The sequence below is a fragment of the Pirellulales bacterium genome (genome assembly GCA_033762255.1).
Classification (GTDB): domain Bacteria; phylum Planctomycetota; class Planctomycetia; order Pirellulales; family JALHPA01; genus JANRLT01.
Window position 1 is genome coordinate 1 of the sequence record JANRLT010000046.1, and the last position, 26,472, is coordinate 26,472.

The window sequence follows — 26,472 nt, forward strand, 5'->3', positions numbered from 1 at the left end:
CACTCGCCGATCAAGCCGTAGCGGCGACGTTCCGGCGCCATGTTTCCAGTAGGAGGCGACGCAGTAGCCGGTATTCCCCCGTCCGGCGAGTTCAACTCGCCCTTCCCCCGTACCGGCGAGTTCCACTCGCTGATCTGGCATTTATTTAACCGCGACGCGCCGCGGAGCGCGGTATTTGGTTTTTGGCGACTGGTTTTTGGTGATTTGCTCCTTCACCAAGCCGCCGATGGCATCGGCGATCCACGCCACCGTAGGTCCCGCTCGCCGAGCGGGACTGTGGTATCTGTTTAGCCGCGACGCGCAGCGGAGCGCGGTCTCAATAGCGCCGATCTGCTATCTGTTTAGCCTCAACGCGTAGCGGAGCGCGGTTTTTGGTTGCTGGTTTTTGGTATTTAGCGTTTGGAGTTTATCAACGTGCCCAGCTCCGGAGGAGCGACATCTTTATAGCCCACGATATTGACCAATCCTCCCAATTCTTAATTCTTCATTTTTAATTCTTAATTGCCTTCAGCGGGTAGCCCCGATCATTCACCGGGTATCCAAGGAACTTGTTCCTTGGCCGCGCAGCGGCAAGAAGCAGTTTTAGAGTAGTTCGGCTACAACCAATTTGCTTCTTGTGCTGGGCACACGGGAACAAGTTCCCGTGCCACCCGCAAAGAATAAACCAGTACCCGGTACGCGCCGAACGGGAAAATCTGTGCTTCGCTGTGCGTGTGTAGTGGAATGTTTGCAAATTCATCATGGGTCGGCAGCGAGTAACGGCATATCTACCTCTTCAGGCTTACGATTTGCCAGATTCAATTGCGTCATTTTGGGGTTGCACTAATTTTGGCACAGGACGGACAGGATATTTTGTTTACTTATATGAAATGGAATTGGTTGAAGAATTGAATACAATCTCATAAAAATGAGCTGGCTCACCAAGTGTAATATGATATTTGTCACCATACACATCGACCTTGTTTATTGAGGCATTGGGATACCAATCAATAACTTTCACTGCTAATATTTTACCTTGTTGTCTAACCTCAATGGCAAGACCAGGAAGATCGAGTGGGTCGGTACGATCACAGAGCACAAATTCATATTTACCAGCTTGAATTGTTTGGATGTCATAGCCCGAACAACCAACAAAGCTCAAAAAGAGAATGCCCAAGCCAAACAACACAAAACGACACCGCATTCCTACATTGAACAAAGCAGTAATTCTTGATTGACCCGATTTCGTCGGTGCCATCAGGATTTGGGTGAAAGTTAGAAAGTAGGGTTTATATAACATGTGCATTGAAAATTGTATTAAGGTAGCGGGTAGCCCCGATCATTCACCGGGTATCCAAGGAACTTGTTCCTTGGCCGCGCAGCGGCAAGAAGCAGTTTTAGAATAGTTCGGCTACAACTAATTTGCTTCATGTGCTGCGCACACGGGAACAAGTTCCCTTGCCACCCGCGGTACCGCCGATCCCAGGAGTAAACAACGTAGCAATTATCGGCTTTGGTCCAGCGCTGGCGGTTGCCGTGGGCGTCGTAAAGGTAGGTTCCCTGGTCGGCATCCTCAGGCAATATTATCGAGTGGCGACGGGGGGCGGTCAAGCAAAATCAGGCCATGGGAAATGTGGAATTACTTTAGGTCAATGTATTGACATATGTACAGTAATAGTGTAAGGTAGTGGAAGGGTGATTTGCGGCGTGGCGGCAGAAGCATTTAACCAAATACCAAAAGCCAGCAACCAAAAACTATTCCTCCATTTTCCACATGCCCTCACCCCGTCCCTCTCCCGATAAGACGTTGTCACAAATAGAAAGTAACTATCGGGAGAGGGGGGATTCGCCGCTGCGCGGCTAATAGAGATAGGGGCGGTGTTTTGTGTACCCCGGGTAGTCGCTGCGCTCCAGCCCGGTGCAAAGGGTTGCAACCGCTGCGCGGGAGGAGGGGAAGGCAATTAAGAATTAAAAATGAAGAATTAAGAATTGGGAGGATTGGTGAATATCGTGGGCTAGAAAGATAGCGCTCCTCCGGAGCTGCGTATTTTGCCAAAAGCCAAACACCAGATACCCAGTCCCGCTCGGCGAGCGGGACCTACGGTGGCGTGGATCGCCGATGCCATCGGCGGCTTGGTGAAGGAGCAATTCACCAAAAACCAGTCGCCAAAAACCAAATACCGCGTTCCGCGGCGCGTCGCGGTTAAATAAATACCAGATCGGCGAGTGAAACTCGCCGCTACGGCATGATCGGCGAGGAAAACTCGTCGGTACGGGGGGATCGGCGAGTGGAACTCGCCGTTACGGGGAAAATCGGCGACAGAATCGCCTCCTACAGGAAACATGGCGACGAAACGTCGCCGGTACGAGGAAATCGGCGACAGAAACTCGCCGCTACGGGGAAAATCGGCGACAGAGTCGCCTCCTACAGGAAACATGGCGACGGAACGTCGCCGCTACGGCATAATCGGCGAGTGGAACTCGTCGGTACTAATTCTCCACCACGGCCCAAAAGGGGTGCTGGCGCTCGCCGCGGGTGCGCACATCCTCGAGCAATATTTCCTCGCTGGCGGGAATGGACTTCCCCCGCACCAGCGATTGGCCATTGTAGATAATCTTGATTTCGCTATTAAAACTAACCATTTCGGGACTGAGCCAAATGCTAACTTTGGCTTGCGCCGGACCGCGAATAATGACCGAGTTCCCTTTGATCTCTTGTTCGATTTCCACGCCGCGGGCCATGTTTTGCACGCCAAAATCCCGCACCTCCAGCGACCAAAAGTAGTTATCCGTCGGCCGGCGGGTGGTGATTTTGTATTTTGCCGGAAATAACCGCAAATCCCGCGCGCGGTTCTTGCGATTCATCCAGTCAAACAGTCGCAGGATTTCATCGGAAAAGTTTTCGTGCCCCCGTCCCAAATACTGCACCACGGTAATATCAAACGCGCGGCTGAAATATTTGTCCCAGTGGGGCGCGTTGACCTTGATCACGCCGCAGTCCAATTCCCCATGCACAAAATACAACGGCAGAATCGACGCGTTTTGTTGGTAAAAGGCCACCGACTCCTTGATGGCCATCCCATTGATCGGAATTACTCCCGCCCACAGGTCGGGGTGTGACAGGCCGATATCCCAGGCGGCGTTCGCTCCCTGGGAGTGGCCGGATAAAAAGATTCGGTCGCTGTCGATATTGAATCGGCGGCAAGCGTCGCGGAGGGTCTTGGTGACGCGTTCATGTTCCTCCGGACTAGCGCTGTAGGCGCCATCGGTATAGGCCGGGGCAATGACAATATATCCATGCCGCGTGGCCTGGCCAAACCTTCCCCGGGGAGTGGCTTCTCCTGCCCACCAGGTCAGTTCCTGCGCGGGTGTCATCCCCTGCGCGTGCAGACAGACAATCGCCGGGTAGCTGCGGTAAGGATCGTATTCCGGCGGCAGCAAGACCTGATAGCTGTAGTTGGGTTGGTTGGGTTGGCCGGGAACTTCCAATGTTTGAACTTCTTTCAATTCCGCCGCCGGAGGGAGGGGCCAGACAGGAGTCATGTGGCGAATGATCCGCGTGAGCAACTCCACGGAGTTCGCTTCTTCTTGTTGGATTAGCTGTAGCAGTTCAGCCCGTTTAAGCGAGTTTTTTTCCAGCAAATAATCCCGCACCAGATTGCGCGTCTTATATAACGATAGCCCTACCAACGGATTATTTAACGCCGAATTTGGCCCCGCCAGCCAGCCGGTCACCGCCAGGGCCAGCTTTTGCTCATCGCGCAGGTTTTTATCACCGCGCAAATTTTCGTACGGGGCCAGTCGCTCGATATTATGCCGGCTCAGTTCGCGGCAAATTTCGGCAACGGGTTCCGCCCACAACTCGCGGGTGCCGCTGGGTAGATCAGCCGCCAATTTACCTAGTTCGGCGATCAGGGCGTCCCGGCGGACCGTCAATTGCTCGTCTTCTTCTAAAATTTGCTTGATTTGTTGCTGCGTGACGCCGCTCAGACCCTCCTGGGGAAATTGCCGCAGCAGGCTATTCGCCAGTTGGTGTTGACCGCTATTGCGCCGCAGTTCGATTTCCCGCAGAAGTGTCTTGGCCCCCAGTTGTTGAATTGTTCCCAACACCTGCTTGGGCAGGGGATCATCGGGAAAAGTTTTGGCCAGATCCTGCAACTCGACTTCGGCATCGCGGTAGCGTTCGGCATCGATCAGCAGACGGACCAGCTTGAGCCGATGGTTGAGGTTAGGCTCTGTCCCTCCCTGAAATTTGCGGACAATTTTACTCAGGGTATCGCGGGGAATACTGCTAGTGGCGATGCGCATATCCCAGACCAAATTACCCCCGGCGTTTAGGCCCTCCACCTTGGCCCAGCGGGAGGTCAGGGTGGTGATCCCCTGGATCACCTTGACCGGCCCGGCGGCGGTGGAGATCTCCACGGTGCGGCGGCCAAATTCGTCAAAGGGTTGCATCCCCAAAAACGGCCCGACACAGGCGACGCGGTTGTCGCCATCCGCGACGCGTTGGGGAATTTTGATTTTTTCCAGCGGATCGGCGGCGGGCTTGAACGTGTTTTCGCGTAGCAGGCGATAGGGCACAAAGGTGCGTGTCAGGTCATTGTCGCATAAAAAAATCGGGGTCGAGGCCTCGGGATCGATATTCGCCAGGGGGTCCTCGGCCGTTTTAGAGATTCTGGCGAACTGCCCATCCAGCACCCGCCCATCGCGATGCACAATTTCATCGGCGGGAGCCTGGGGTGCGGCCCAGAAACCGCACAGCCCCAGCATGAAGATCGCTGGGGGGATTTTCCAATCGAGATGCCCGCCTGCCGCGCTAGCCATAACTGTTCCCTGTTCCAGATTTTGCCGGGATTTTCCATCCAGGTTTTATTGTGGAATGTTTAAGTCCGGTTGGCAATCAAAACCGGCGACTCGGCAAAAAAAGCCTGGATTTTTCTTTATCCGCCCCACGATTGGACCCTGGCCCTGCCTCGTGGTTATAATCAGTATATTCACGGCAATCGGACGCCGTTAGGTTAACTCCCGCCCGACGGTGTTATTTGTGATATCCCGACGCTGGTTATTGCGGTTGATCGCCGGAGCATTGGCTTGGCCAATTTTATTGACGGTGCTGTTTTTGGTGGAACAGTTGCTAGCCGCCCTGGGCGATACCACCGGCGCGTTTTGGCTGCGTCGGTGTGCTATCTTTGGATTGGCCGTGTGGGGGGCTAATTTGGTCGGCCTGTTGGTGGTGACCGCCATTCGCCAATTGCGGCAGTCCAACTAGACGCTTCTCCCTTTTAATATCAATACAGCGCTATGCCGGTTCGGTTTCCTTGCAACGATTGTGGGCAAATGCTGGGGATCGGCACGCGCAAAATCGGAGCAGAAATTCAATGCCCCCGCTGCGGCAAACCGCTTATAGTCCCGGACGAAGTACTGGCCGAAAAGCTGTGCCAGCAGCGGCGCCCCCAACCGACGGCAAATTCCCCGGCAAGTTGGGATACTCCTCCCGAGATTTCCCTACCCCGTGAACGGATTCAGGCCTTTGAATCCGACGATGTCGAGCAAATCTTGCAGGCCCTGGACAATTTGGCTTCACCCGTTGCGCCACAACCACGACAGCAAATTCCTCCTCCCCCACCGCCTGCTACACCACCCACGCCTCCTCGTTCTCCAGGCTCTCGTCCTTCACAAACCAGCCAACCCACCGTGCAGCCCCGGCCCACGATCGCGGGGCATTCGCCCGAGGCAAAACCCCGTAACGGACACAAAGCCCCGCTAAATTCCTCCAACGCCAAAACCGTTCAAGCCCGGATTGTGAAGACTTCCGCTCCTCCGAGCGTGCCCCGGTCTGTGTCGCCGCCATCCTCCCCGGCTAGTTTAACTCCTCTGCCCAGTCTGGATGAGGATTCGCTTTTGGATGCTGACATGTCCGACGCGGTGGTCGTGGATAATCCCGTACTACAGCAACAGGTCCCCAGTGTCGAACGGCTGTTAAATGGCGAAGCCACGATGGTGACGGGTTTAACAAATAAATCCCGCGAAAACCTGGCTCCCCCAACCCCTCCGGCCTCAAAAACCGCGACATCCGTCGGAAATAGCGCCTTTCCCGCGTCTGCGGTTGAACACCAGCATGGCATCGCATCCATAGCGGTCCCCCCGGCTGCGGTTGCGGTCTCTTCCCCTACGACACCCGACGTCCCGGATGACCTTCCCGGTGGTATCTGGATCACCCATCGCACGCTTTACACCCAAATCGCCCTCTTACTGGGGCTGTCGTGCGCCACCTATTTCTTAGGCTGGTTGATCGGTGCCCGGGGAACGATGCAAGCCGAGTCCATTCAACAGGCTCAACGCCAGCAGCCCGCGCAACTCTCGGTGACGATAACTTATAAAGACGACCAAAAGCGCAATACCAAGGATGCCGGCGCGCTCGTGCTGATCTGGCCCGTGGATAGCCAACCCCTCAATCCGCTGGATTTGGAAGGATTTCGGCCCCAGGACGCGGATTTACCGGTCGATGCCCCCGCGCGCACGATCATTCAGCAAATGGGAGGAATTGTGGCCCGCAGTGACGCCGGGGGAACCGTGACAGGTGTCACCCTTCCTAAAAGCGGCGATTTCTTTGTGCTCATTGTTTCCGCCCATGCCCGCCGCCCGCCGGGGGAAAAGATCAAAGATAACGAACTGGCCATCTTGGGCCGCTTATTCGCCGACAAGGCCCCCGACGTGCTGGGGGAGGCGGCTTACCGCTTTACAAAAAAACAGCTCAGCGGGCCGCAGGTTTTGCACCAGGCGTTTTAGCATCAGGCCCGGTCCCAGGGAAAAGGGAGCACGCTGGCCAGCGATTGCCCTTCTACCAGCAGCATCAGCAACCGATCCACCCCCAGGGCACAGCCGCTACAGGGGGGAATTCCCCGCTCCATGGCGGCCAGTAAACGGTTTTCCCCGGGCAAGGGAGGTTTGCCATCCGCCACCCGCAATTCGTTATTTCGTTCGATGCGCTGGCGCAGGATCGCCGGATCGAGTAGTTCATGGTAACCATTGGCCAGCTCGATCCCTCGATAATACAGTTCAAAGCGTTCCGCCACGGGGGGTTGATCTGGCCGGACACGGGCTAGCGCCGCCTGGCTAGCAGGAAAATCATACAGGATCACGGGGACCGTGACTCCTAATCGCGGTTGCACCAGTTCGGTTAGCAAATAGTCCAACCAACCATCCTGATCATCCCCCAAACCGGGGGGGGGAGCTAAATGAAGTTTCAGGGCACATTGTCGCAACTGGTTAACTGTGCCGGTGTGGGGGCAAACTCCGGTGGCATCCTTAAAGGCCGTTCCATAACTCAAACGCGCGCAAGGGGCCAAGGGAAACACAAACTGGGCCAACTCCGCCAATAAGTCCATGCCCGCCGCATAATCATCCCCCACGCGATACCATTCGAGCATGGTAAATTCCGGATTATGCAATGGTCCCACTTCTCCTTGGCGAAAGACCTTGGCCAATTGAAAAATAGCGGTTAATTCGGGCAAGAGCAGCAACCGCTTCATGCCAAATTCAGGGGAGGTCTGCAAATAGCGCAGTCCGGAGGATGGTGCCACTTTTGCGGGATTGTGCAATGCGCCCTCTGTGGAAACGACAAAGGGATCAAGATGCCGGTCGACCACGGTATCCCGCGATAGTACGGGTGTTTCCACCTCCAGAAAATGGCGTTGGGTAAAAAACTGCCGTAGCCGCGCCAGCCACTCCGCGCGCATCATGAGGATATCCGCGGATATCGCCGGCACATCGTCTGGTGGGGAGATGGCGCTCAATTTTTTCCAGATTTCTCGCGGCAAATGACTGCGCGGGGGGGGGGATACTTTATGAAAGGCCGCGGAATCTGATCGTTTGGCATTTGAATTGGACGATTTTCGCCCACTGTGTCAATTTAAACTAAGCCTCCACCACCCCATTAGGGGTAGTGTACTATCTGAATCTCCATGATGAAATAAGTTGCGGGGAACGGTAAAGTCATAGCTAGGACTCCATGAACGTAACAATAGTGCTTTCAAGCCGTTACAGTGTGCAACGCCCTGATCCTCCCTAAGCTTTTGCTTACATTTTTGGCATAATTATCATGCAAACTGGCAAAATTTATAGCATTTTTTACCACCGCGCCCACTTTTGGAACTTTACTTGCAAATTATACCTTTACGTCAGATGTAAATTACTAAGGGCATGACTAATGATCACAATCCCTGGTATCAGTGTTTTACTGACGGGAATACGTCATCCAAACGGAGGAATAAGATGAAGAAGTTATTGTTAATTTTTGGTTTGGCGGTGGGCTCTGTTTTTACCAGTACGCCTACCGTGGAAGCTGACTGGGCATATCGCCAGCCACAACGTTATTATTCAAACTATCGTGGCTCCGCACCGGTGTATCGCAATTACAACTACGGTTATAACAATTATTACCGTCCTTATTATGGCGGCTACTATAACCGGGGATATTATGGTCCGGGTTATCGCGGGTATTACCCCAATCGGTTCTACGGTAACTATCCTTACCGGGGGGGTAACTATGTGCAGTTTGGCACGCGAAATTTGAACTTTGGAATCGGCACTTGGTAACGTTTGGACAGCACAATAATTGGCCTGGACTGCACAACGCCCCAGTTTTTTGCAGCGGGCCGTCGGCATGCTTTGAGTGATTTTGGGGAAAGACGTCGGCACAACGTTTTTCTTAAAATCCTGGAAGCATGCCGTTTTTTATTGCGCCGCCGTTGAACAGGGGGGCGTTTCGGGTAAGGGATGAGAGGGAGGATAAGCGACCCGATAGCGGGGAAGTCTGGGTTTGCGTAAAAATAACATCCCACCCCAAAACAGTAAAAAGAGGGCCGTGCAAACCACAACCACGGCGGCCCGGGCGATCGGCCAAGAAAACCAACCAGTTTGGACGGAGGGGGGATTTGACGTCGTGGTGGTGGCAGGGGAGATTGTCTCCGCCATGCCGCGAATTGTTGCATCTTTATCCACTGGCATTCCTGCGAATTTGTCTTTTCCCGTCCCGCCCCACCAGACGCCGACGGCGTGAACGCTTCCCCAAACAACTAATCCGAGAGCAATCAACTGCATAACCCGGCGGTTAGCCAGGGAGGGGGAGGAGGTAGAATGTTCCATGATGGCGGCCAGGATAAAGTGTGCACAAAATGATGACAAATTGATTCAATTTGACAGCGTGAAAATACTTTAATTTCTTTTTGTCCGCTCTCCGTCGGAGATTCCGCTAAAGAATCAGGTGCCGGTGATAACGGCACACGGCCTTGGCGGGGTTATTGGACTATCAATCTTTTCGGCCGGCAAACGGAAGTCTTCTTCCGAGCTTTGCTGTTTGCGGCCCTATCTGGGAAGGGTACTTACCATGTCTGTCGCGCGTCGTTTGTTACTGTTGGGCGGGTTAACCTGCGCTCTGTTGGTTGGTAGCGCATCTGTCAGTCAGGCACAAGTTCCGTATCATTGCGGGCCGTTCCCGCCGCATCACCACCATTTTCACCATCCTTACCATCACCATGCCCATTTTCATCATGGAGTGGGTTATTACGGTTATCGCCCGTACGTGCCTTATTATCCCCCGGTGCGCGTGTATTCGTATTATCCCGGACCGTCAAATTACCTGCACTTTCAGAACCGAAATTTCAGCGTCGGCTTTGGCAGTTGGTAAGTTGCACTAATAGGATGTTCCACCCCGGGACGCATCCGCCGGGACATCCTTTGCCGGGAAATGACATAGCGGGAAGGGGGCTTGTTGCCGCGATGGCGTGTTGCCCTTTCGCCATCACCCTTCCCCTATTTTAGCCAATGCTCCGAACTTGCCAGCGGGGTTTAAGTGTATTATTTTTCGCTGGTCGCCCGAACAATTTTTGGTTCTGGGAATGTGACATTCATCCGGATCAGGAACCCGCGCGGCGTTCCAGCCAAATCTCTCCCCAAGCGATCCCTATCCCCGCCAACAGCCCCCCCAAATGGGCCGCATTGGCTATCGGCCCAAAGACGCCGACGACGCACAGCGCTAAAAAAAGCAGCATGTAAATAACGCGTCCGGGATCGAGGTACACATTTCCCCCGGGGTTGTAGCGGCTTTGCATCCAGGCGTAGCCAAACCAACCGCACAGCACGCCCGACATCCCGCCAAAGATCACCGGTACCAGCGGATTCCACCAGTACCCCCACAAGTACTCCGAGGTATTAGAGATCGCCCCCAACGCCACGGTTAATAATAGCAAGCGGAGTGAGCCTTTGGCCGTTTCCAGCAAACTTCCATAGCTAAAGAGCGCCATGATATTAAAGGCAATGTGCGCGATGCCAAAATGCAGAAAAATGGGGGTCCAAATGCGCCACACCTCTCCCTGGCGAATCGACGCAAATAAGGGCTGCCGCTCCATGCCAAACAGCGCTTTGGCCGCTAGTTCTCTTTGTTCTTGCTCCTTCTTTAGCAAATCAACGTTTTCTCCGCTTTCTATCCTTTTTGCCTCGGCCAGCAACTCCCCCATTTGCTTCCGCATTTGCGTTTCATCCAAAAACGACGGCAGTGGTTGATAAACCAACCGCGACACAAATAATTCATGGGCCGCAAACGTATCTAGATCATTCCGGGAACCGCGGTTGCCGGGATCCATCACAAAAACCAGTACACACATCACGCCCAAGAACCAACAGACGATGCCGGGGCGGGCGATAAAAGGGGAATCCCACCTGTCCCGCATCCGAATCACCTTTGTCCGTCCGGAACGTGGAGTGGGAGCAGGTTTTCCCGGCTGGAGCTGATCCAGGGTAACTTTTGCGCTAGAATTAAATTGCGGAGCCTGGGGGTTAGCGCGAAATTCGGCCAAAAGCTCCGCCGCGACGGGGAGTTGATCCTCATCCCGAATCCAAATTTCCCATTGCTCGTTTTGGCCATCCACCCGGACGTCTATCCCCCGGCCAAGTAATGCCGCGGCAAAACGTTGGGCTGTCGGTGCCTCCTCAAATTGGCATAATTGTCGCATAAATTGACATTCAGCCATTGACTGAAAAAATAAGCTAAAATTTAATCCAATGCGCCGATTGTAACAAATTGGCTCCCCTTTGTGTAAAAATGCCTCCCGCCCCGCGCACAAACCGCCAAAATAGGTTTAATTTTACCAGCTGAACACGCATGATGTGGGAATGGATCTCTGAAAATCGCTACTGGTTACTGGGGAGTGTGACGATTGGTCTGGGCCTGTCACTGGCGGGATTGGCCGCCGTGCAATGGTTGTTGGTGCGCATTCCACGGGATTATTTTACCCGCGCTGCCCCACCGCCATCCCCTGCCACGGCATCCCCGGCGTCGCGCTGGGGTTGGTGGTTTGTACGCAATGTCTTAGGTCTGCTGTTGTTGGTGGCGGGAATTGCGATGCTCATCCTGCCCGGGCCAGGCATTATTGCCATGCTCTTATCGTTGACATTGCTGGACTTTCCTGGACGTCGCACGCTCGAACGTTATTTGTTCCGCCAGCGACTCGTGCATCGCAGCATGAACTCATTACGAAAAAAATATGGCGTGGAACCTCTGGAGATCCCCTCCGAATGAGCCACTTAAAGGCCAGTCTCTACTTTTTTTCTTCCGGCGTATTTTCAATAGAAAAGTCCAAGTCAGGAGGAGGCAAATCGATTTTTGTCGTGGTTTTCGCGGGGGTCTGGCCATCAAATATTGGCACATCGCTTTTGTTTTTAGCCAAATACTCTTTCATGATGCTAGTATATTCCAGCACGCCGGGTTGCTTATAGCCTAATTCGGTGGGAGACCATTCTCCCGCCAGCTTGCGCAGTTGGGATTTAATTTCCAGCGTCCCCAGGGGACCATACACCTCAAACTGGCACAACGCTTCTCCTTTTTCGCCATTATCGGTGATCTTGACCGCCGGGTACCATGTGGCATTGGTAATGGGTTGACCGATCTTTGCCTGAACTTGCGCGCTGGCCTGAATTTCCCGCAGCGTAAGTTGGTAGGGGGGGCTGTTGATCGCGTTTTGCCCTTGGATATACATGACCAAGCCGCCAGCCATGATTAACAGCAGCAACATTCCAAAAAAGATGGCCGGGTACCACTTCCAACTGATCAGGCGTCGCTGTGCGACCGGCGCGGCGGGGGCTGTGGCAGTCATGGATCACCTTGGGATGAATAAACTGAATTTTTTTGCGACGACGCCAGCCCGCTAGATAGGAAATATCCTTGCGGCGGTGCCATTTTTTTTGCGATGCCCGGGATTAACGGGCAAAGTCATTTTATCCCCCGGAGCAAATACCGGGAAACAGCAATTCATCGGTTCTAAATCATTAAAAGAGCTTATTTTGAGCTTCAATCGTCTTTTACTATTAACCTTTGGCATCCACCCTACGACAATAAGCAATTTTATCAGCCGTATTCGTGGGGAGCGGCCCTCCCCCTGTCGCGGGTTTATTGGCAGGCTTAGCGGACGGTACCTGAGCCGCGGAAGGTGCCACCGGGGCCGCGGGTTGGGGATCAGGCTCGGGGGAATCGGTCTGCGGGGGAGGGGGGGGAGGCGCGGCCTTGGCCCGGGCTGCGGCTAAAATATCAGCCGTGCTAGGTTTGCCCCCGGCCGGTTTGGTCGCGGCAGAGCCAGTCGCAGCAGTAGCTGGCTTGGCAGTCGGACTAGCGGCTCCACTGGCCCCTTTAGCTCGCGCCGCCGCCAAAATATCAGCCGTGCTGGACTTTGCAGCGGCAGGTTTGGCCGCTGGTTTTTCGGCGGTAGCGGCTTTGGCCGTGGCAGGCTTGGCGGGGGGGGCTTTGGCGGGCTTTTCCGCTTTTTTGGCGTTGGGATCGGGCGCGGGTACAAACTTTAGGTAATCCAACCCAATGTCATACCAACCCGTATTCGCATCGTAGTCCAAAAACTCGACCAGTGCCCGGCCATTCATGTTGACCGTCTTGACCTGGCCCACCAGATCGTTAAAGCGGGCTAGTTCGGGGCGAGAGCCCACGACGGTCACGTATTTGTCGGTATATTGCCGTTGAAGTTGCTCGATCTGTTCAAAGACCATGGGAACGCGCGCTTAAAAAATGTAACGAAGGCCGCCAAACAGAGACGCATTTTGCAAGTATTTTGCCGAAATCCGACAAAAATAGCAAGTCGCCCCTCGGGGGTATCCCGTGAATCAACACCTAGCCACAGCCACGCCGGTTGATCCAGGGCCAACAACCCCGTTTAGGGCGGCTATGCGTAAAACGCCTTGCTATGCCGGGGAATGCTGGCCTTGGTGGATGAAGTTCGCGCCGCCATCGTCGGTTTATAACCATATTCCAGGGCAAACCATTCGGCATACCGCTCCCGATCAATCGAGCGGGTGTTCCGGTCATCCAGCAAATGCCCAAGTTCATGGATCAAAATGTTGTTCAAATAAAAATCCTTGATCGCCGCTTCGGTCCAAATTAGCGACCATCCCTCCGCGGAATCGCATTCCCAACGCCCACCGTACATTCGGGCCTCGTTCCATTGGGCAGGGGAGGGTTGAGCCGAGTAATGTTCGATCAAGGTTTCCTCGATCGGGTACAGGTACAGCGTGGTCCCCCATTGCATGCCATAACATGGAAAACGTGACTTTTTTCGCGTCATGCGGCTCAATTGCACCATTTCGAGCTTGGCCGTAAACTCTGGTGGCAATTGAGCCAATCGAGCGCGAATTTCCGAGGCGTTGAGGACATGCCGATAGCCTTGGCCCGGATTTTGCACTACGATTTTGTATTTCCCCCCTTTGCCGGTCGGTTCATACCAATTTTCGGGCGGCATATAAGGAAGTTGCAAATTCCGCTGCGCCGTCCGCGCGCGATTGCTCAAGGGCGAACCGCGCCGCGCGTGCGGGGCCCGAGCCGCTGTATTGTCATGCTGGAGTCGATTTGGGTTTCGACCACGCAAATGTGGTTGGGGGAAATGGGACATGACAGTTCCTTAAATCCAACAGGGATTTGTTGGGCTTCCTGCCAGGTTATCTAGGGTGCGTGTGCGTCTTCTCGAGTACCGCGCAATATTTTCTGATCCATGGGGGAAGAGCCTTAGACCAGACACGTTCATCCGGTCTTCGGATCCCCACTTCTATGCTAGACAACGGCCAAAATGGAAAACAAGTGGACAGTTTAAGTTGTTATCTAGCAATAGCTTATGCGATGTTACAGACTGGACAAAGAAATTTTCGGGGGGCTTGACAAACGGGGTGCCGCGACGCTGGTCAAATTACCCAATTTACTATTTTGAGAACATTTTTTGCGTCTTTGCCATAAGATGCGACTCTTCAAAGATAGCGCAAAGATACCCCCTTAAGCTGATCGAAATCGAATAGGCATGTCATTTTTGTCTCAAAACGAGACAAACTTAACCCAAGAAAAGTCGCCGACCATCGAGTTGGTAACGACTTAAGGGGACTCAAGAGGATGGCGGAATTGATTCTTGTGATCATTCCGCTCATGAAAGGGACAGCTTAGGGATGATCCGCCTGCATAAAGGCTCTCCAGCGAACTTCAAATTGTTCGAGGGGCATGCCGACAAGTGCCTCAAACCGCGCCCGGGGTGATAACGATTGCGAGCTTGCGGCCACATAGTTATCCAGTTGGCGGCTTTCTAAGACTGGTTCGTGAATGACCAAATAGTAGGCCAAACCCCAGGCATACAGATAATATCGCTCGGAAAGCCGATCCGTGGACTGGCCATGCCTCACTAAAAAATGCGTTTCTTCCGCACCCAGGACTTCTTCCAGTGGCAAACGGCTCTCTTGTAACAAATCTCGTTGCAGGGCAGACCGTTGGGCTTCCTCGGGCAAATCCAGCCGCAGGGTCCCCACTTCCACGATTCCGCGTTCAAAAACCTGGGCCAAGCCCTCGTTTAACCATCGGGGGACCTGATTATTTTCGGCGGGATAGACAAAATTGGCGAGGTAGGCATGAAACGCCTCATGGTACAGCCGGGCAAACATCTCTCCCGTCGCTTTCTCAAAGACCTGCGTATTGGCCGCTTCCGCTTGTTTCAACTCCCCCTTTAGCTGGTTTAACTCTTTTTGCCACTGGCTACGTTGCAGCCCGATCAGTTTGGCGATTTCTTCCTTGGCATAGCCAATTCGCTGATATTCCGCCGCTTGTTCGCGCAGTCGCTGCTTCAAGCTGGCGTTGTGTGCCTGGATTTGCTCTTGAATTTTGGCATGTTGGGCTTTGATCGTGTTTAATTCCCTGACCAATTCGGTCAATTCGCTGCCAGCCGCTAAAAGCTGCTTTTCGGGTATAAAAAACGCGGGATTCTTTAACTGAATGCCATACGCCGCCTGAAACTCTTGATATTGGCCCAAGGTGCCAAAAAGATGGATTTTTAGCCTTTGCTGGGGGGTGCGGCGGGGAGGTAGAATTTCAGCAAAGGCCTGAAACATTTGTTCGATGCGGACAATCGCCCGGCGGGTCAACTCTTCATCCGTCTGGCTGTGCAATTCAAACCACGGACCTAGGGTATACGACCATTCATGGCCGCTGGGATGGTCATGCTTTACAAGGGCCAACCCCCGCATGTTTCGCAATTCTTCGAGGCTGCGATTGCGAAATTTTTCGATCTTTTCCAAAAGGGCATTGCGGTCTGCGGGGGGCAAGCGCGTAAGTTCGGCCATGGACTCCGCCGGCAGACGGCGTCGCACTAGATAGGTCGGCTGGCCTGGAAGACGCCGTACCTCTAAAAAATCCACCCGTTCCGTGCTTTCCGCCTGAAAAACACCTGCCAATACCCGCCCATCTTTGAGTCGCAACTGTTCGAGCGGCCATTTATGGGATTCGCGCCAATCATAAGGAGCTGGCTCGATCGTAAAATGAGGGAGCATTTCCCCGGTGGTAGATTTCGCCCCTTCGGCGGGTGCGGCATGCGGGCCGGTTTGCAGAGGAGCCGCGCGCGGCGGGGTAACAACATCCGCCGAGTGGCCAGAAGTGCCTGCGAACTGCCCCACACATAACACCACCCAAAACGCCAATCGCCTTGCCAGACAACCGCCAATCCCAGCGGATTTAGGCTGATATCGCTTGGTTTTTGTGGCAAATGGTGTCATCCGCGGCATGCCTGCAGGCCAAAAATGGAAAAGTTGGACTTGCCACTGGTATTATGGACGAACTTTACAATCCTGCCCAGCAAACCTGCTAAAAAAACTGAAAAATCGTGGGAAGAGCCGGTGGTTCAAGTTTTATTTGGTACGCAAGCTGCTGCATGGTTGATAAGTCTTTGGAGCAAGAGGGGCTGCACATGACCACGAAACCGGACTCTGCCGTCAATTTCCACCACGGGAATCTGCAGGCCATACTGGTTGGTGAGTTCCTCGGACTGGGAAATATCGATTAACTGGACCGTTAATCCACGGCGTTGCAATAGATCCAAGGCCTGGTCGCACAGGTGGCATCCCCGGCGCGTGTAGAGCGCGACCTGCATCTGGTCTGCGGGAAGAGTCGCCATGGGGGGTGATTTACCGGTTGAAAACCCGAGAAAAAGGACATTTTCTGTGTTTTCCGCATCTTTGGGGATATTGTAGCAACTTTTTTTCTAGCATGTTATTGTAAATTACTGGCCAATCAGACCAGAGATACTTAAGATAAGTGGTTAATTCGCGGTTAGTTACGGCTTACTGGAATATGGGGCCAACAGACCTTATTTCATTTCCGCACCGATTCGCGATCTTATCCGGGTGAGAACAGAGAAGCACTCGTTTCCGAGTATTGGTGCCGGTTCGCCGGCGATGGCATGTCCTTTGATTCGGCTGAACAATTTTTAGATTTGCTACGCCGCAGCAATCTGATCGAAGAACGGCAACTCAACGACTTTCTTGACCAAGCGGGTCAATTAAGCGCGTCGACGGCTGTGGCTGTGGCCCAGGCCGATGCCCCGTCGCTCTCCCCCGCGCGCAAGCTAGCCGACTCTCTTATCCAGGCACGCCTGCTAACTCCTTGGCAAGTTGAACAACTTTTTAAGAAAAAGCATAAAGGGTTCTTCCTGGGTAAATACAAGCTCTTGGGACATATTGGCTCGGGCGGGATGAGCAGCGTTTACCTGGCCGAGCATTTACTGATGCAGCGACGGGTGGCGATCAAGGTCCTGCCGCAAAGCCGGGTGGACGACTCTTCTTATTTGGCTCGCTTTCGCCGCGAGGCCCAGGCCGCCGCCGCGCTTGACCATAAAAACATCGTGCGGGCTTATGACATTGATAACGAGGGAAAACATCACTTTATCGTGATGGAATATGTCGAGGGGCGCGACCTGCAAAATCTGGTAAAATCCGATGGCCCCTTGGGCTATGAGCTGGCGGCCGATTATATTCGCCAAGCGGCCGAGGGCCTGCAACACGCCCATGACGCAAACCTGATCCACCGCGACATAAAACCAGCCAATTTACTAGTCGACGCCAAGGGAGTGGTAAAAATTTTGGATATGGGCCTGGCGCGATTTACCGATGAAACCACCGCCAGTTTAACGATAGCCCATGATGAAAACGTGTTGGGGACGGCGGACTACCTCCCCCCCGAACAGGCTAAAAACAGCCATGAAAGCGATCATCGCGCGGATATTTACAGCCTGGGCTGCACGTTGTACTTTTTGCTAACGGGACATCCGCCGTTTCGCGATGGCACGCTTGCCCAACGCGTGCTCAAACACCAGACCGAACCCCCGCCCAGCATTTATTTGGATCGGCCGGACGCGCCACAGGCCCTGGTGGAAGTCTGCCTGCGGATGATGGTCAAACAACCGGCGGCGCGCATACAAACTGCAGGAGAAGTGGCACGCTTGCTGAGCGCTTGGCTAACGCAACGTGGCAGCCAAAACGCGGCGGAAAATCAAGCCGCCAGCGGGAGCAGCGTGGTCCAAAAATCCGGCGCTATGGCTCCGCCGCGGCGGAGCGGGGCGGGTCAACCGGTCAAACCTCCCCGGCGGGATAAAACTTCCAATCCAGGGGACACGCTGTCCAATCATGACCGCGAAACACTCAAGGGGGCCGTCCAGTCCGTGGGATCGCAGGTTGCGGGATCCGCTACAAAATCCGCTCCCCGGCAAAATCCTGGTTCCGCCAGCGGGACAGGGTCGGCGGTCGGCGGTCACAGCGGAATGCAGCGTCCACCAGGGACGGGCTCATCCAAAAAACTGCCCGTCGCGCTCCCCGTAGCGCAACCAATCTTGCCGGGCTTTGTTCCCCCGGGAAATGCCCACCCCGGCGGTATTACTCCGAATAATGTTTCACCCGGCGGTGTATCACCCGGCACTGCTCCCCGGTTTGATGGGATCGACCTGCCGGCGGTAGCTTCTTCGGGAGGCGTCCAGTTGGATACAGCGCGGCCGACGCATGTGGTGCGCCGCCCTCCGCCGATTTGGATTTGGTACGCCATGGGGGGCGGGTTAATACTAGCCGCTATTTTGGCGTTAGTTGTGATTCTGACCCGGTAGATTTGGTCGCGTCCACGGGACTCGCGCCATTGCCGCCTGATTCCGAGGGGTCCAAGGCTTCGATCGCTTTTTGCACCCGTGCGCGAATCTCGCGCAGACGGGACTCTTGCAGGATTTTATGTCCGGCGTTGTCGGTCACATAAAACACATCCACCACCTGATCAACGTACGTGCCAATCTTGGCCAGTGAGACATTAAGCCCCAGTTCATACAATTCTCGCGTGATGGTATACAACAGGCCGCGGCGATCACTGGCAAAGATATCCAGAATGGTGTATTTATCGGAAGTGGCATTATCGGCGTGAAATTGGGTCGGCTGGCGGGTCAGGGACTGCAGCGCCTGCTTGTCGCGGCTTTGCCAGATCTTGCGAAATGTCGGAGGCTGGTCTGTGGAGAGCGCGGCCACCAACGCGGCCTGCACCTCGGCCAGGCGTTCCCCGGAAGGCTCCGCCGCGTAGTCGGGATCGGTTACGTGAAAGCGGTCCAGCACCAGGCCGTCCAGCAGCGTATAAATGTCCGCTCCCAAAATTTGCAAACCTTGGCTGGACAAGGCGCCGGTCAGCTTATGAAAAATGCCGCTGGCCACCGCTTCGTGCGTGCCAATCGTGTATTCTACGGTTTGGCTTTCGGGAAGATACCGCGACCAGGTCTTGACCTCCGTGGGACGCAAATCGGCTAGCTGACGCAATTCGGTAAACAATTGGGCGGGAGGAGCGCTTTGCAAATATGGGTCGGGCAGCGCCGCGATCTGCCGCGTGAACCATTCCGACGCCGCTCCCGCCTCCTGGACGGCGGCGGCCAGGTCCGCCCGGCGGTGCTCGTCGTCCTGCCCCGGATCATCCCCCGTCAGATGCCGCATGGTGCGCTGATACAAGGACGCCAGCACTTCCCCTTTCCAATCGTTAAACACTCCCGGGCCGACCGCGGACAAATCCGCGCAGGTCAGCACATACAGCATCGAGAGCACCTCCGGCGAACCAACATCGCGGGCCAGCTTGAGGATTAAATTGGGATCGCTGGTGTCGCGGCGAAACGCCAAATGCGACATATACAAGTGCTTATGCACCAAAAACCGCAGTACCTCGCTGTCGTGTTCATCCAGCTCAAAACTGCGGGCGATTTCCACCGCCATCCGCGCTCCGACCTCGCTATGGTCCTCGGCAAAGCCCTTGCCTAAATCATGGATCAAAAGCGCCAGGTGCAACAGCCATTTATCCCGCAAATCTCGGTACGCCTGGCCCAGGATATCGCTTCGTTCGGCAAACTCCGTCGAGCATTCCACCGCCCGCAATGAATGTTCGTCCACGGTGTATTTGTGATATTCATTAAATTGCAGCAAACTGCGCGCGTGGGCGTACTGCGGAATCAGTTTTTCCAGCACGCCCAGCTCGTGCAACGTGTGCAACAGCTCTCCCAAGCGGGGTGGATTTGACAAAAGCTCTAGGAAATGGCGTTTGGCGGCGGCGGGGACTTCGTTATGAAAGCCAGCCACGGCGGTGCGGACAAATTTCCAGGTGCGATGGGCGATCCGTTTGTTGTATAAACTGGCCAACACTACCAGCCGCAGCACCTGGGTCAGGTCTTGGCGTAATTGGGCCTGCCCGCGCTGCGTGGCCAAAATGCTGTACGGCCCGACGCGAAATTCCCCCCCCAGCGAAAAACTGACCAACGGCCCGAGCCATTCCTGCAGGCGGCGAAACGGGCGGGCTCCTTCGACAAAGCGGGCGACGATTTGCCGTATGCTTTGGCTATGGCGAAAGTAGTCCTGCATAAAGCGTTCGACGGGGAGCAGCCCCGTTGTCGCTTCGTAACCAAAGACCTCGGCGATGCGCAGTTGCTGGCGCTTGTCGAGAATGTCGTGCGCCTGGCCAGCGTGAAAATGCAGTTCATTGCGCACCCGCAGCAAAAACTCGCGCGCGGCGCGCAACAGATCGCGATCCTCCTGATGCAATTCGCCATTGAGATGCAGGCTTTCGATATCCTTATGGCCGTAGCGGGTATAGCCGATCCACCGCAATAGCTGTAAATCGCGCAGCCCGCCGGGAGAGCGTTTGACATTTGGTTCCAGCAGATAGACGGTCTCGCCAAATTGGTTGCGTTCTTCCTCGCGGGCGGTGACAATTTTTTGCAGCAGTCCCCGGCGGTTCCACTGGGTTTTGGTCAAAAATTGCCGCTGCAATTTAGCCAACAATCCCTCATCACCCGCCAAATACCGGGCCTCCAAGAGCGTGGTAAAGATGCTGGGGTCGCTAAAAGCCAGGCGCAGGGCCTCGGGCACGGTGCGCAGGCTTTGCCCGGCAACCAATCCCGTGTCATAAATATCCTGAATGAGATGCTTGGCCAATTGACTGGCCTGGGACGCCGTAGCTTTTGTATGCAGGATCAATAAATCGACATCGGAATAGGGGGCGATATCGCAGCGGCCATAGCCGCCGACCGCCACCAGGGCAAACTCCTTTAAAAAGCCCTCCCGTTCGCTTTCCAAAATTGTCCCCAGCGCGGCCTCATACAGCGCGAGCACAATCTCGTCATATAAATCCGTCAACGCGGCGCTGACCTGCACGCCTGGAGAGCCCGCCCGATGCTGCGCGGCCAATCGCTCCCGCCCGGCGGATAGGATTTCTCGGGCGGCAAGCACAGCGGGTCGAAAAACAAGTTGCGGCATACGGTCTAATATAAACTAAGCGGCCAACGCCTGGCCGCATCCAGGAAACCCCGACGCCCCACCAACGCGTTATAAAGCATGGAGGCCGGATTCGCCGGTGCGAATGCGAATGACATCCTCGACCGGGGAAATAAAAATCTTCCCATCGCCAATTTGCCCCGTCTGCGCCGAGCGCAGGATCGTGGCGATCGTTTTTTGCAACAGATCGTCCGCCACGACCAATTCCACTTTGATTTTCGGCAAAAAATCAACATTGTATTCCGAGCCGCGGTACATCTCGGTATGGCCTTTTTGCCGGCCAAAGCCCCGCACATCCGAGACGGTCATCCCCGTTAAACCTAACTCGTGCAGGGCATTTTTGACATCATCCAGTTTGTGGGTGCGTAATATTGCTTCAATCTTTTTCATGACATACAACCCTGCGGTAACTGATTCCGTCCGCGGGATGCGTGACGGATGGATGCATATTCCCCTGCGCCGACACCTTACCTTACCCGTTAGCTAGCCCAGGGTAAAGGCAAAGGGGTATCCTCGCGGGACGGGGGACTGGGCGAAACGGCCGACCTGCTATTCGCCGTCGAATGGCAAACTAGGACAAGTCGCTAAGACCATAGCGGCCCGTGATGAGCGATTTCCCCCCTGAAAATGTAGCTTAGGCCAGCCCATCGTGGATTTTCCAGCCCGCGCTGGTTTTGAATGGCTGTCCCGGATGGGTGGTCCACCCGTGAGGGTTATGCCGGATTTGCGCTTCCCCGTTGACACCAGGGATCATCCCCCTGGCCGCCCCGCGCGTTCAACACCCGAGCCAGCACAAAGAGCAGGTCGCTCAACCGGTTAAGATAAATCATGATTTCCGGCGCAACCGGTTGCTCGGTCACATCCTGCAGTCGCACGACGCAACGCTCGGCTCGGCGGCAAACCGTGCGTGACACATGCATGAGCGCCGCTCCCCGCCCGCCCGCGGGCAAGATAAAGTTTTTTAGCGGGGGAAGTTCCTGTTCAAACTGGTCGATCACCCGTTCCAACGCGCTGATCGCCTCGGCATTGATGCGATGGGGTAATATTCCCGGCTGCGGCGTGGCTAATTCCGCCCCCAAATCAAACAATTCGTTTTGAATGCGATGCAACAGCCGTTCGATCTCGGTCGGCAGTTGCTCCGCGCGAATCACCCCCAAACCGGCGTTCAATTCGTCCACGGTGCCATACGCCTCAATACGGGCGTGATCTTTACGGACCCGGCCCCCGCCGAACAGTCCTGTTTCGCCTTCATCACCGGTTTTTGTGTATATTTTCATGTGTGTGCGATTCGATGTGTGCCAGATTCAATTACAAGTTACAAATTGACCTCTCAAAATCTGCCTTCATCATTCATACCTCTAACTTTGCTCCTCTCCCCGCAGCCACCGCCAGATTCCTAATAATAGCCCCAGCAGCGGTAAACAACACCCCAGCACCGCGGGCAAGAGCCAACCTACTTCTAAAATAGGGCGGATGTATTCCCAACAGGGACTCCAGGCAAAGAGGACCGTCCAGGTCGCCAGACATAAAAATGGCCCAAATGGCAGCACGCGTTCGCCTTGAAAGAGCATTTTTATCACACCCAAGATCAATCCCGCCACGGGTGCCAAGAAAAAGATCAGGATGGTCGCTTGCCAGCCGGTGACCGCGCCAATCATCGACATAAGCGTGACGTCGCCAAAGCCCATCGCTTCCCGACGCAGTGCGACAAACCCAATCGCCCGAACAATCCAGATCATGAACCCGCCGCACCACAAACCCACCAAGGAACTTAACAACCCCCTCCAACTCTGCTCTTCCGCCGCCGCCCAAGCCCCGCAGATTGCCCCGTTTCCTAAAAGTAGCAGGGGGACCACCCAACGCCAATGCCCGTCACGGTAGAGCGTCGCCCAAAAGTACCGCCACGCCCGTGCCAAGCCATAGCGTCCATGCCACACCCACGGCAACAGACTGACGCACCAAATGGAGTAACAAACCAGCGCTAGGACCAGGGAAAAGCCATTTGGCCTGGGCGAGAGGATATCAGGCCAAGGATTGGGGGCTGTCAGCGTGACTGGTTCAACGGCGGCGTTACCCAGCCACTGCGGCACGGGTTGGGGTAAAAAAACCATATCCGGCAAAAGTGCCCGTGGAAAGATAGCCAGCCCCAGTAACGCTAGGATTGTCCCCGAAACGGTAATTTCGTCCGGGATAATTAACTCGTCCCAATCAATCAGCGTGGCGGCCAACATCCAGACGGACAACAAAGCGTGCGCGGCAAATTGACAATGCAGGGTGAATTGCAAATCCAGAAATTGCGCCGCGGCGGGGTTACCCGCGGGGGCCACCGCCATCACCCGGAGTGCGGGGTGCAAGACCACGGATAATTGGCCAAAATTTTCCACTTGCCACAGATACAGCGTGATCCAGAGCGCGGGGAGCAATAATTCCACCAGGAGCGGCCGAATCCAAAAACCCCTCCCCCAGATAGATCCTTCCCCCCGCCGCAACCACCAGCCCAGCAGAGGTAAAAATCCTAGCGGATGGCGATTGACCTTTCCCGCGGTTTTGGGCGACACCAAAGTATTCAGCGACCAAGGATGAAAATCGAGCGGCTGAATCCGCCAGCGGCAGATGGCCCAATTAGCAATTTGCCCCGTGAACAAGCCCACCACGCCCAGGCAGAGCAAGCGGAACGTAAGCGAAAGTTCCAGCCAGTTTTGCACAAGGTCATCAATCGGGGAATATACAGAAAAGAACAGTTACACACTTTGCGCTCGAGCCTGCCAATACTGTACAATTTCGGCGGCGATTGTCCCAGGTGATTTTCCGCCGGTTTCCACGATTTTATCGGCGCAGGAGGCATACCACGGTTCCCGCAGGGCCAACAATTGCTGAATTTCCGCAAGCGGTGCCGCCTGGGTCAACGCGGGACGACGGGCCGCATTTTCATCATCGGCGGCGATGCGCCGGGCCAAAACCTCGGCCGGAGCGGTCAGCCAGACCACCCAATGCGCGGGATTGCTTAGGAGATCGCGGTTTTGGGGTCGGATGACCACGCCCCCTCCCAAGGCCAAGATCGTATTTTCCGCCGCGCACAACTCGGGCAGCAATTGTGCCTCTAGGTCGCGGAATGTGGCTTCCCCGTCTTGGCTAAAGATTTCCGCGATTGACCGTCCGGCCCGTTGTTCTAAAAACACGTCCGCGTCAATCCATTGCCAGTCGAGCAACCTGGCCAATTCGCGGGCGACGCTGGTTTTACCGGTGCCGCGATAGCCAATCAGAGCGATGTTCATCGAAATCCTGCTCGAATGATCCTTATCCTGTAGCGGAACTTGCAAAAGTTCCGACCCGAATGATCCTTATCATGTAGCGGAACTTGCAAAAGTTCCGACCCGAATGATCCTTATCATGTAGCGGAACTTGCAAAAGTTTCGACTCTAACGTATGGGAAAACACACGCACGTTGATCCGGAATTCTAGCGAATTCCGCTACCTTATTTGACTCGGAATTCTGGTGAATTCCGCTACTGCATGATAAACATTTACATCTTGGCCGGGCCAATCGCCCGTTTGAGCGTCTCCCGCATCACCTCCACCGGCGGTTCCTTGCCGGTAAAGAGTTTGAACTGCAACGCCGCCTGGCGGATAAACATTTCCACGCCGGTCACGGTCACGCATCCCTGGTTGCGGGCGTCCTTGATCAGCAGGGTGTTTTCTGGATTATACACCGTGTCAAAAATCACCATAAAGGGGCGCATGTGGTGCTTTTCGTACGGCGTGTCATCCACGTTGGGATGCATCCCCACCGGCGTGCAATTAACCACGACGTCGGGGGTGATCCCGTAACGATTATCCCACGAGATGGCCTTGGCTCCAAACTTTTCCGCCAGGGCCTGCGACCGCTCGTGCGTCCGGCTGGTGATGTTGACCAGCGCCCCCTGCTGCTTTAGTCCATGCACAATCGCCCGCGCCGCGCCCCCCGCTCCCAAGACCAGCACCAGTTTTCCTTGCAATCCCCCCCGATCATAAAGCGGGGGGACCATCGCTTTTTCCAGGCTTTCAATGGCAGCCTGGCAATCGGTGTTGTGCCCCTGGATCGTGTCCCCTTGATAAATAAGCGTGTTGGCCGCCCCCATTCCCTGCACGGTCGGCTCCAATTTGGTGATTTTTTTTAGTACCGCTTCCTTGTGCGGAATCGTCACGCTCAGACCGTGCAAACCCCATTCTTGATGGTCACTCAAAAACTGATCCAGGTTTTCCGCGGGAACGCGAAATGGGACATACACGGCGTTTAATCCCAAATGCTGAAACGCCGCGTTATGGATCAGCGGACTCAGGCTATGTCCGATGGGATCGCCAATGACGCCATACACCGTGGTCTGGGCGTTGAGTTGCTCATGGCGATAGACCTCGGTCATTTGCTGGTAACTCAACTGCCCCGGGGCGAGCAACCGCTCTTGGTGAAAGGTGGCAAACACAAATGGCGGGTGGTGCCGCTGGCTCAAAATGCGCGACGGGGTCCCCATATCCCCCATGCACATGCCGACGGTGGGGATGGATTTATGCCGGGCCAGCAGCTTCAGCATGCGGATGTTATCATGCGGATTATTGGCCATCGTGGCGATTTTGATGATGTCGGGCTGCAGCTTGGCCAGGCGCTGCCAGATCTCGTCCAGATCGTCCGGCGTGCGGCGAAAGTCATGAAAGCTGACGATCCGTTTGGTCTTGCCATAGCGGGGGATCCCCCCGGCTATGTCTTCCTCTAAATCGACATATTCCACCCCCTCCACGATCGCCGTGCGCAACAGCAGCAGCCGCTGCTCCTCTGTCCCGCGCCATTTTCCCCCATCGGCCAGGCGCCGGCACGTGATCACCGTCGGCGTGGGGCGTTCCGGCAGCAAACGCTTGAGATTGACCGGCCCATTGATATAATCCAGCCGCAATTCGACCAGTTTGATTCCCTGCTGCGCCAGATGGGCGTGCTCGGCAATCATGTGACGGTGGCGACCGCGGCCAATGCTGACACAAAGCATAAATTCTGGCTGAATTCGCGAAATTCAGCTCCCACTACTTAAAAAAAATTGCCTGGCACCAGACCCTAGGGGATAAACGAACCGCCCGTAGCCGGAATTGCCCCGTTTTTTAAGTATAGTCGGAAAATCTTTGAAATATAGCGGGCCAAAAGGGGGGGTACGGGGTTATTTCCCGCATTGGGGGCCGAAATATCAGGGCAACAGGTATCAGACGGAACGCGTTCCGCCACCGTTGTGCCTCCTTTTGACCTATTACTTGCCAGAGTTGCTTTATTATGCCACGGATTTGCACTAATAACTCACGGATAAATTTCAATAAATCCGCTCCGCGAATATCCGCACT

The 26,472-nt window shown here is 54.9% G+C and carries 24 protein-coding genes; 8 read left to right on the forward strand and 16 right to left on the reverse strand.

Annotated features, from left to right (window positions below; translation table 11 throughout):
* Positions 1-226: 226 nt before the first annotated feature.
* Complete coding sequence (locus tag SFX18_13560; GenBank protein MDX1964175.1) at positions 227-358, forward strand: hypothetical protein; 132 nt, start codon at positions 227-229, stop codon at positions 356-358.
* 498 nt (positions 359-856) lie between these two features.
* Here SFX18_13560 and SFX18_13565 read toward each other — a convergent pair whose 3' ends face one another.
* Positions 857-1,237: a hypothetical protein gene (locus tag SFX18_13565; GenBank protein ID MDX1964176.1), complete on the reverse strand. Its 381-nt coding sequence runs from the start codon at positions 1,235-1,237 to the stop codon at positions 857-859.
* A 791-nt stretch (positions 1,238-2,028) separates the two neighbouring features.
* Here SFX18_13565 and SFX18_13570 point away from each other — a divergent pair.
* The gene (locus SFX18_13570; GenBank protein ID MDX1964177.1) at positions 2,029-2,190 is read left to right on the forward strand and encodes a hypothetical protein; all 162 of its coding nucleotides are present in this window, start codon (positions 2,029-2,031) and stop codon (positions 2,188-2,190) included.
* A 279-nt stretch (positions 2,191-2,469) separates the two neighbouring features.
* On the opposite strand, the gene SFX18_13575 is transcribed toward SFX18_13570, so the two are convergent.
* Positions 2,470-4,803, reverse strand: coding sequence for a peptidase (locus SFX18_13575; GenBank protein ID MDX1964178.1), 2,334 nt, complete (start codon positions 4,801-4,803; stop codon positions 2,470-2,472).
* Between the two features lie 220 nt (positions 4,804-5,023).
* Here SFX18_13575 and SFX18_13580 point away from each other — a divergent pair, with 220 nt between their 5' ends.
* A complete protein-coding gene (locus SFX18_13580; GenBank protein ID MDX1964179.1) occupies positions 5,024-5,248 on the forward strand; it encodes a hypothetical protein in 225 nt (74 codons plus the stop codon).
* A 32-nt stretch (positions 5,249-5,280) separates the two neighbouring features.
* Positions 5,281-6,768, forward strand: coding sequence for a hypothetical protein (locus SFX18_13585; GenBank protein MDX1964180.1), 1,488 nt, complete (start codon positions 5,281-5,283; stop codon positions 6,766-6,768).
* Positions 6,769-6,770: 2 nt separating this feature from the next.
* Here the strand turns inward: SFX18_13585 and epmA are convergent, their stop codons facing one another.
* On the reverse strand, positions 6,771-7,775 hold the full coding sequence (epmA, locus tag SFX18_13590) for an EF-P lysine aminoacylase EpmA (GenBank protein ID MDX1964181.1): 1,005 nt from the start codon (positions 7,773-7,775) through the stop codon (positions 6,771-6,773).
* Positions 7,776-8,253: 478 nt separating this feature from the next.
* Between epmA and SFX18_13595 the strand changes: the two genes are divergently transcribed.
* The gene (locus SFX18_13595) at positions 8,254-8,577 is read left to right on the forward strand and encodes a hypothetical protein (GenBank protein ID MDX1964182.1); all 324 of its coding nucleotides are present in this window, start codon (positions 8,254-8,256) and stop codon (positions 8,575-8,577) included.
* Between the two features lie 138 nt (positions 8,578-8,715).
* Here the strand turns inward: SFX18_13595 and SFX18_13600 are convergent, their stop codons facing one another.
* Positions 8,716-9,126, reverse strand: a complete 411-nt coding sequence (locus SFX18_13600) for a hypothetical protein (protein ID MDX1964183.1) — start codon at positions 9,124-9,126, stop codon at positions 8,716-8,718.
* A 241-nt stretch (positions 9,127-9,367) separates the two neighbouring features.
* Between SFX18_13600 and SFX18_13605 the strand changes: the two genes are divergently transcribed.
* Positions 9,368-9,667 carry a hypothetical protein gene (locus tag SFX18_13605; GenBank protein ID MDX1964184.1) on the forward strand — a complete coding sequence of 100 codons (300 nt, stop codon included), beginning with the start codon at positions 9,368-9,370 and terminating at the stop codon, positions 9,665-9,667.
* A gap of 229 nt (positions 9,668-9,896) precedes the next feature.
* Here SFX18_13605 and SFX18_13610 read toward each other — a convergent pair whose 3' ends face one another.
* Positions 9,897-10,991 carry a rhomboid family intramembrane serine protease gene (locus SFX18_13610; GenBank protein ID MDX1964185.1) on the reverse strand — a complete coding sequence of 365 codons (1,095 nt, stop codon included), beginning with the start codon at positions 10,989-10,991 and terminating at the stop codon, positions 9,897-9,899.
* A gap of 149 nt (positions 10,992-11,140) precedes the next feature.
* Here SFX18_13610 and SFX18_13615 point away from each other — a divergent pair, with 149 nt between their 5' ends.
* The gene (locus SFX18_13615; GenBank protein ID MDX1964186.1) at positions 11,141-11,557 is read left to right on the forward strand and encodes a PGPGW domain-containing protein; all 417 of its coding nucleotides are present in this window, start codon (positions 11,141-11,143) and stop codon (positions 11,555-11,557) included.
* Positions 11,558-11,576: 19 nt separating this feature from the next.
* Here SFX18_13615 and SFX18_13620 read toward each other — a convergent pair whose 3' ends face one another.
* The 5 genes from SFX18_13620 to SFX18_13640 all read right to left on the reverse strand — a co-directional run bounded on the left by SFX18_13620 (position 11,577) and on the right by SFX18_13640 (position 16,454).
* Positions 11,577-12,131 carry a cytochrome c oxidase assembly factor Coa1 family protein gene (locus SFX18_13620; GenBank protein MDX1964187.1) on the reverse strand — a complete coding sequence of 185 codons (555 nt, stop codon included), beginning with the start codon at positions 12,129-12,131 and terminating at the stop codon, positions 11,577-11,579.
* A gap of 211 nt (positions 12,132-12,342) precedes the next feature.
* Positions 12,343-13,029, reverse strand: a complete 687-nt coding sequence (locus SFX18_13625) for a hypothetical protein (GenBank protein ID MDX1964188.1) — start codon at positions 13,027-13,029, stop codon at positions 12,343-12,345.
* 173 nt (positions 13,030-13,202) lie between these two features.
* The gene (locus SFX18_13630; protein MDX1964189.1) at positions 13,203-13,925 is read right to left on the reverse strand and encodes a hypothetical protein; all 723 of its coding nucleotides are present in this window, start codon (positions 13,923-13,925) and stop codon (positions 13,203-13,205) included.
* 535 nt (positions 13,926-14,460) lie between these two features.
* Positions 14,461-16,056: a DUF1570 domain-containing protein gene (locus SFX18_13635; GenBank protein MDX1964190.1), complete on the reverse strand. Its 1,596-nt coding sequence runs from the start codon at positions 16,054-16,056 to the stop codon at positions 14,461-14,463.
* A 125-nt stretch (positions 16,057-16,181) separates the two neighbouring features.
* Complete coding sequence (locus tag SFX18_13640) at positions 16,182-16,454, reverse strand: glutaredoxin family protein (GenBank protein MDX1964191.1); 273 nt, start codon at positions 16,452-16,454, stop codon at positions 16,182-16,184.
* Positions 16,455-16,739: 285 nt separating this feature from the next.
* Between SFX18_13640 and SFX18_13645 the strand changes: the two genes are divergently transcribed.
* Positions 16,740-18,431, forward strand: a complete 1,692-nt coding sequence (locus SFX18_13645; protein MDX1964192.1) for a serine/threonine-protein kinase — start codon at positions 16,740-16,742, stop codon at positions 18,429-18,431.
* On the opposite strand, the gene glnD is transcribed toward SFX18_13645, so the two are convergent.
* The 6 genes from glnD to aroE all read right to left on the reverse strand — a co-directional run bounded on the left by glnD (position 18,397) and on the right by aroE (position 26,129).
* The gene (gene glnD / locus SFX18_13650; protein ID MDX1964193.1) at positions 18,397-21,069 is read right to left on the reverse strand and encodes a [protein-PII] uridylyltransferase; all 2,673 of its coding nucleotides are present in this window, start codon (positions 21,067-21,069) and stop codon (positions 18,397-18,399) included. The two genes, SFX18_13645 and glnD, sit on opposite strands and share 35 nt — an antisense overlap.
* Positions 21,070-21,165: 96 nt before the next feature.
* Positions 21,166-21,504, reverse strand: a complete 339-nt coding sequence (locus SFX18_13655) for a P-II family nitrogen regulator (protein MDX1964194.1) — start codon at positions 21,502-21,504, stop codon at positions 21,166-21,168.
* A gap of 323 nt (positions 21,505-21,827) precedes the next feature.
* Positions 21,828-22,391 (reverse strand): cob(I)yrinic acid a,c-diamide adenosyltransferase, encoded by a 564-nt coding sequence (locus SFX18_13660; GenBank protein ID MDX1964195.1) that lies wholly within the window; start codon positions 22,389-22,391, stop codon positions 21,828-21,830.
* Positions 22,392-22,472: 81 nt separating this feature from the next.
* On the reverse strand, positions 22,473-23,819 hold the full coding sequence (locus SFX18_13665; protein ID MDX1964196.1) for an A24 family peptidase: 1,347 nt from the start codon (positions 23,817-23,819) through the stop codon (positions 22,473-22,475).
* A gap of 36 nt (positions 23,820-23,855) precedes the next feature.
* Positions 23,856-24,389 carry a shikimate kinase gene (locus tag SFX18_13670; protein MDX1964197.1) on the reverse strand — a complete coding sequence of 178 codons (534 nt, stop codon included), beginning with the start codon at positions 24,387-24,389 and terminating at the stop codon, positions 23,856-23,858.
* Between the two features lie 249 nt (positions 24,390-24,638).
* Positions 24,639-26,129: a shikimate dehydrogenase gene (gene aroE / locus SFX18_13675; protein ID MDX1964198.1), complete on the reverse strand. Its 1,491-nt coding sequence runs from the start codon at positions 26,127-26,129 to the stop codon at positions 24,639-24,641.
* Positions 26,130-26,472 lie beyond the last annotated feature (343 nt).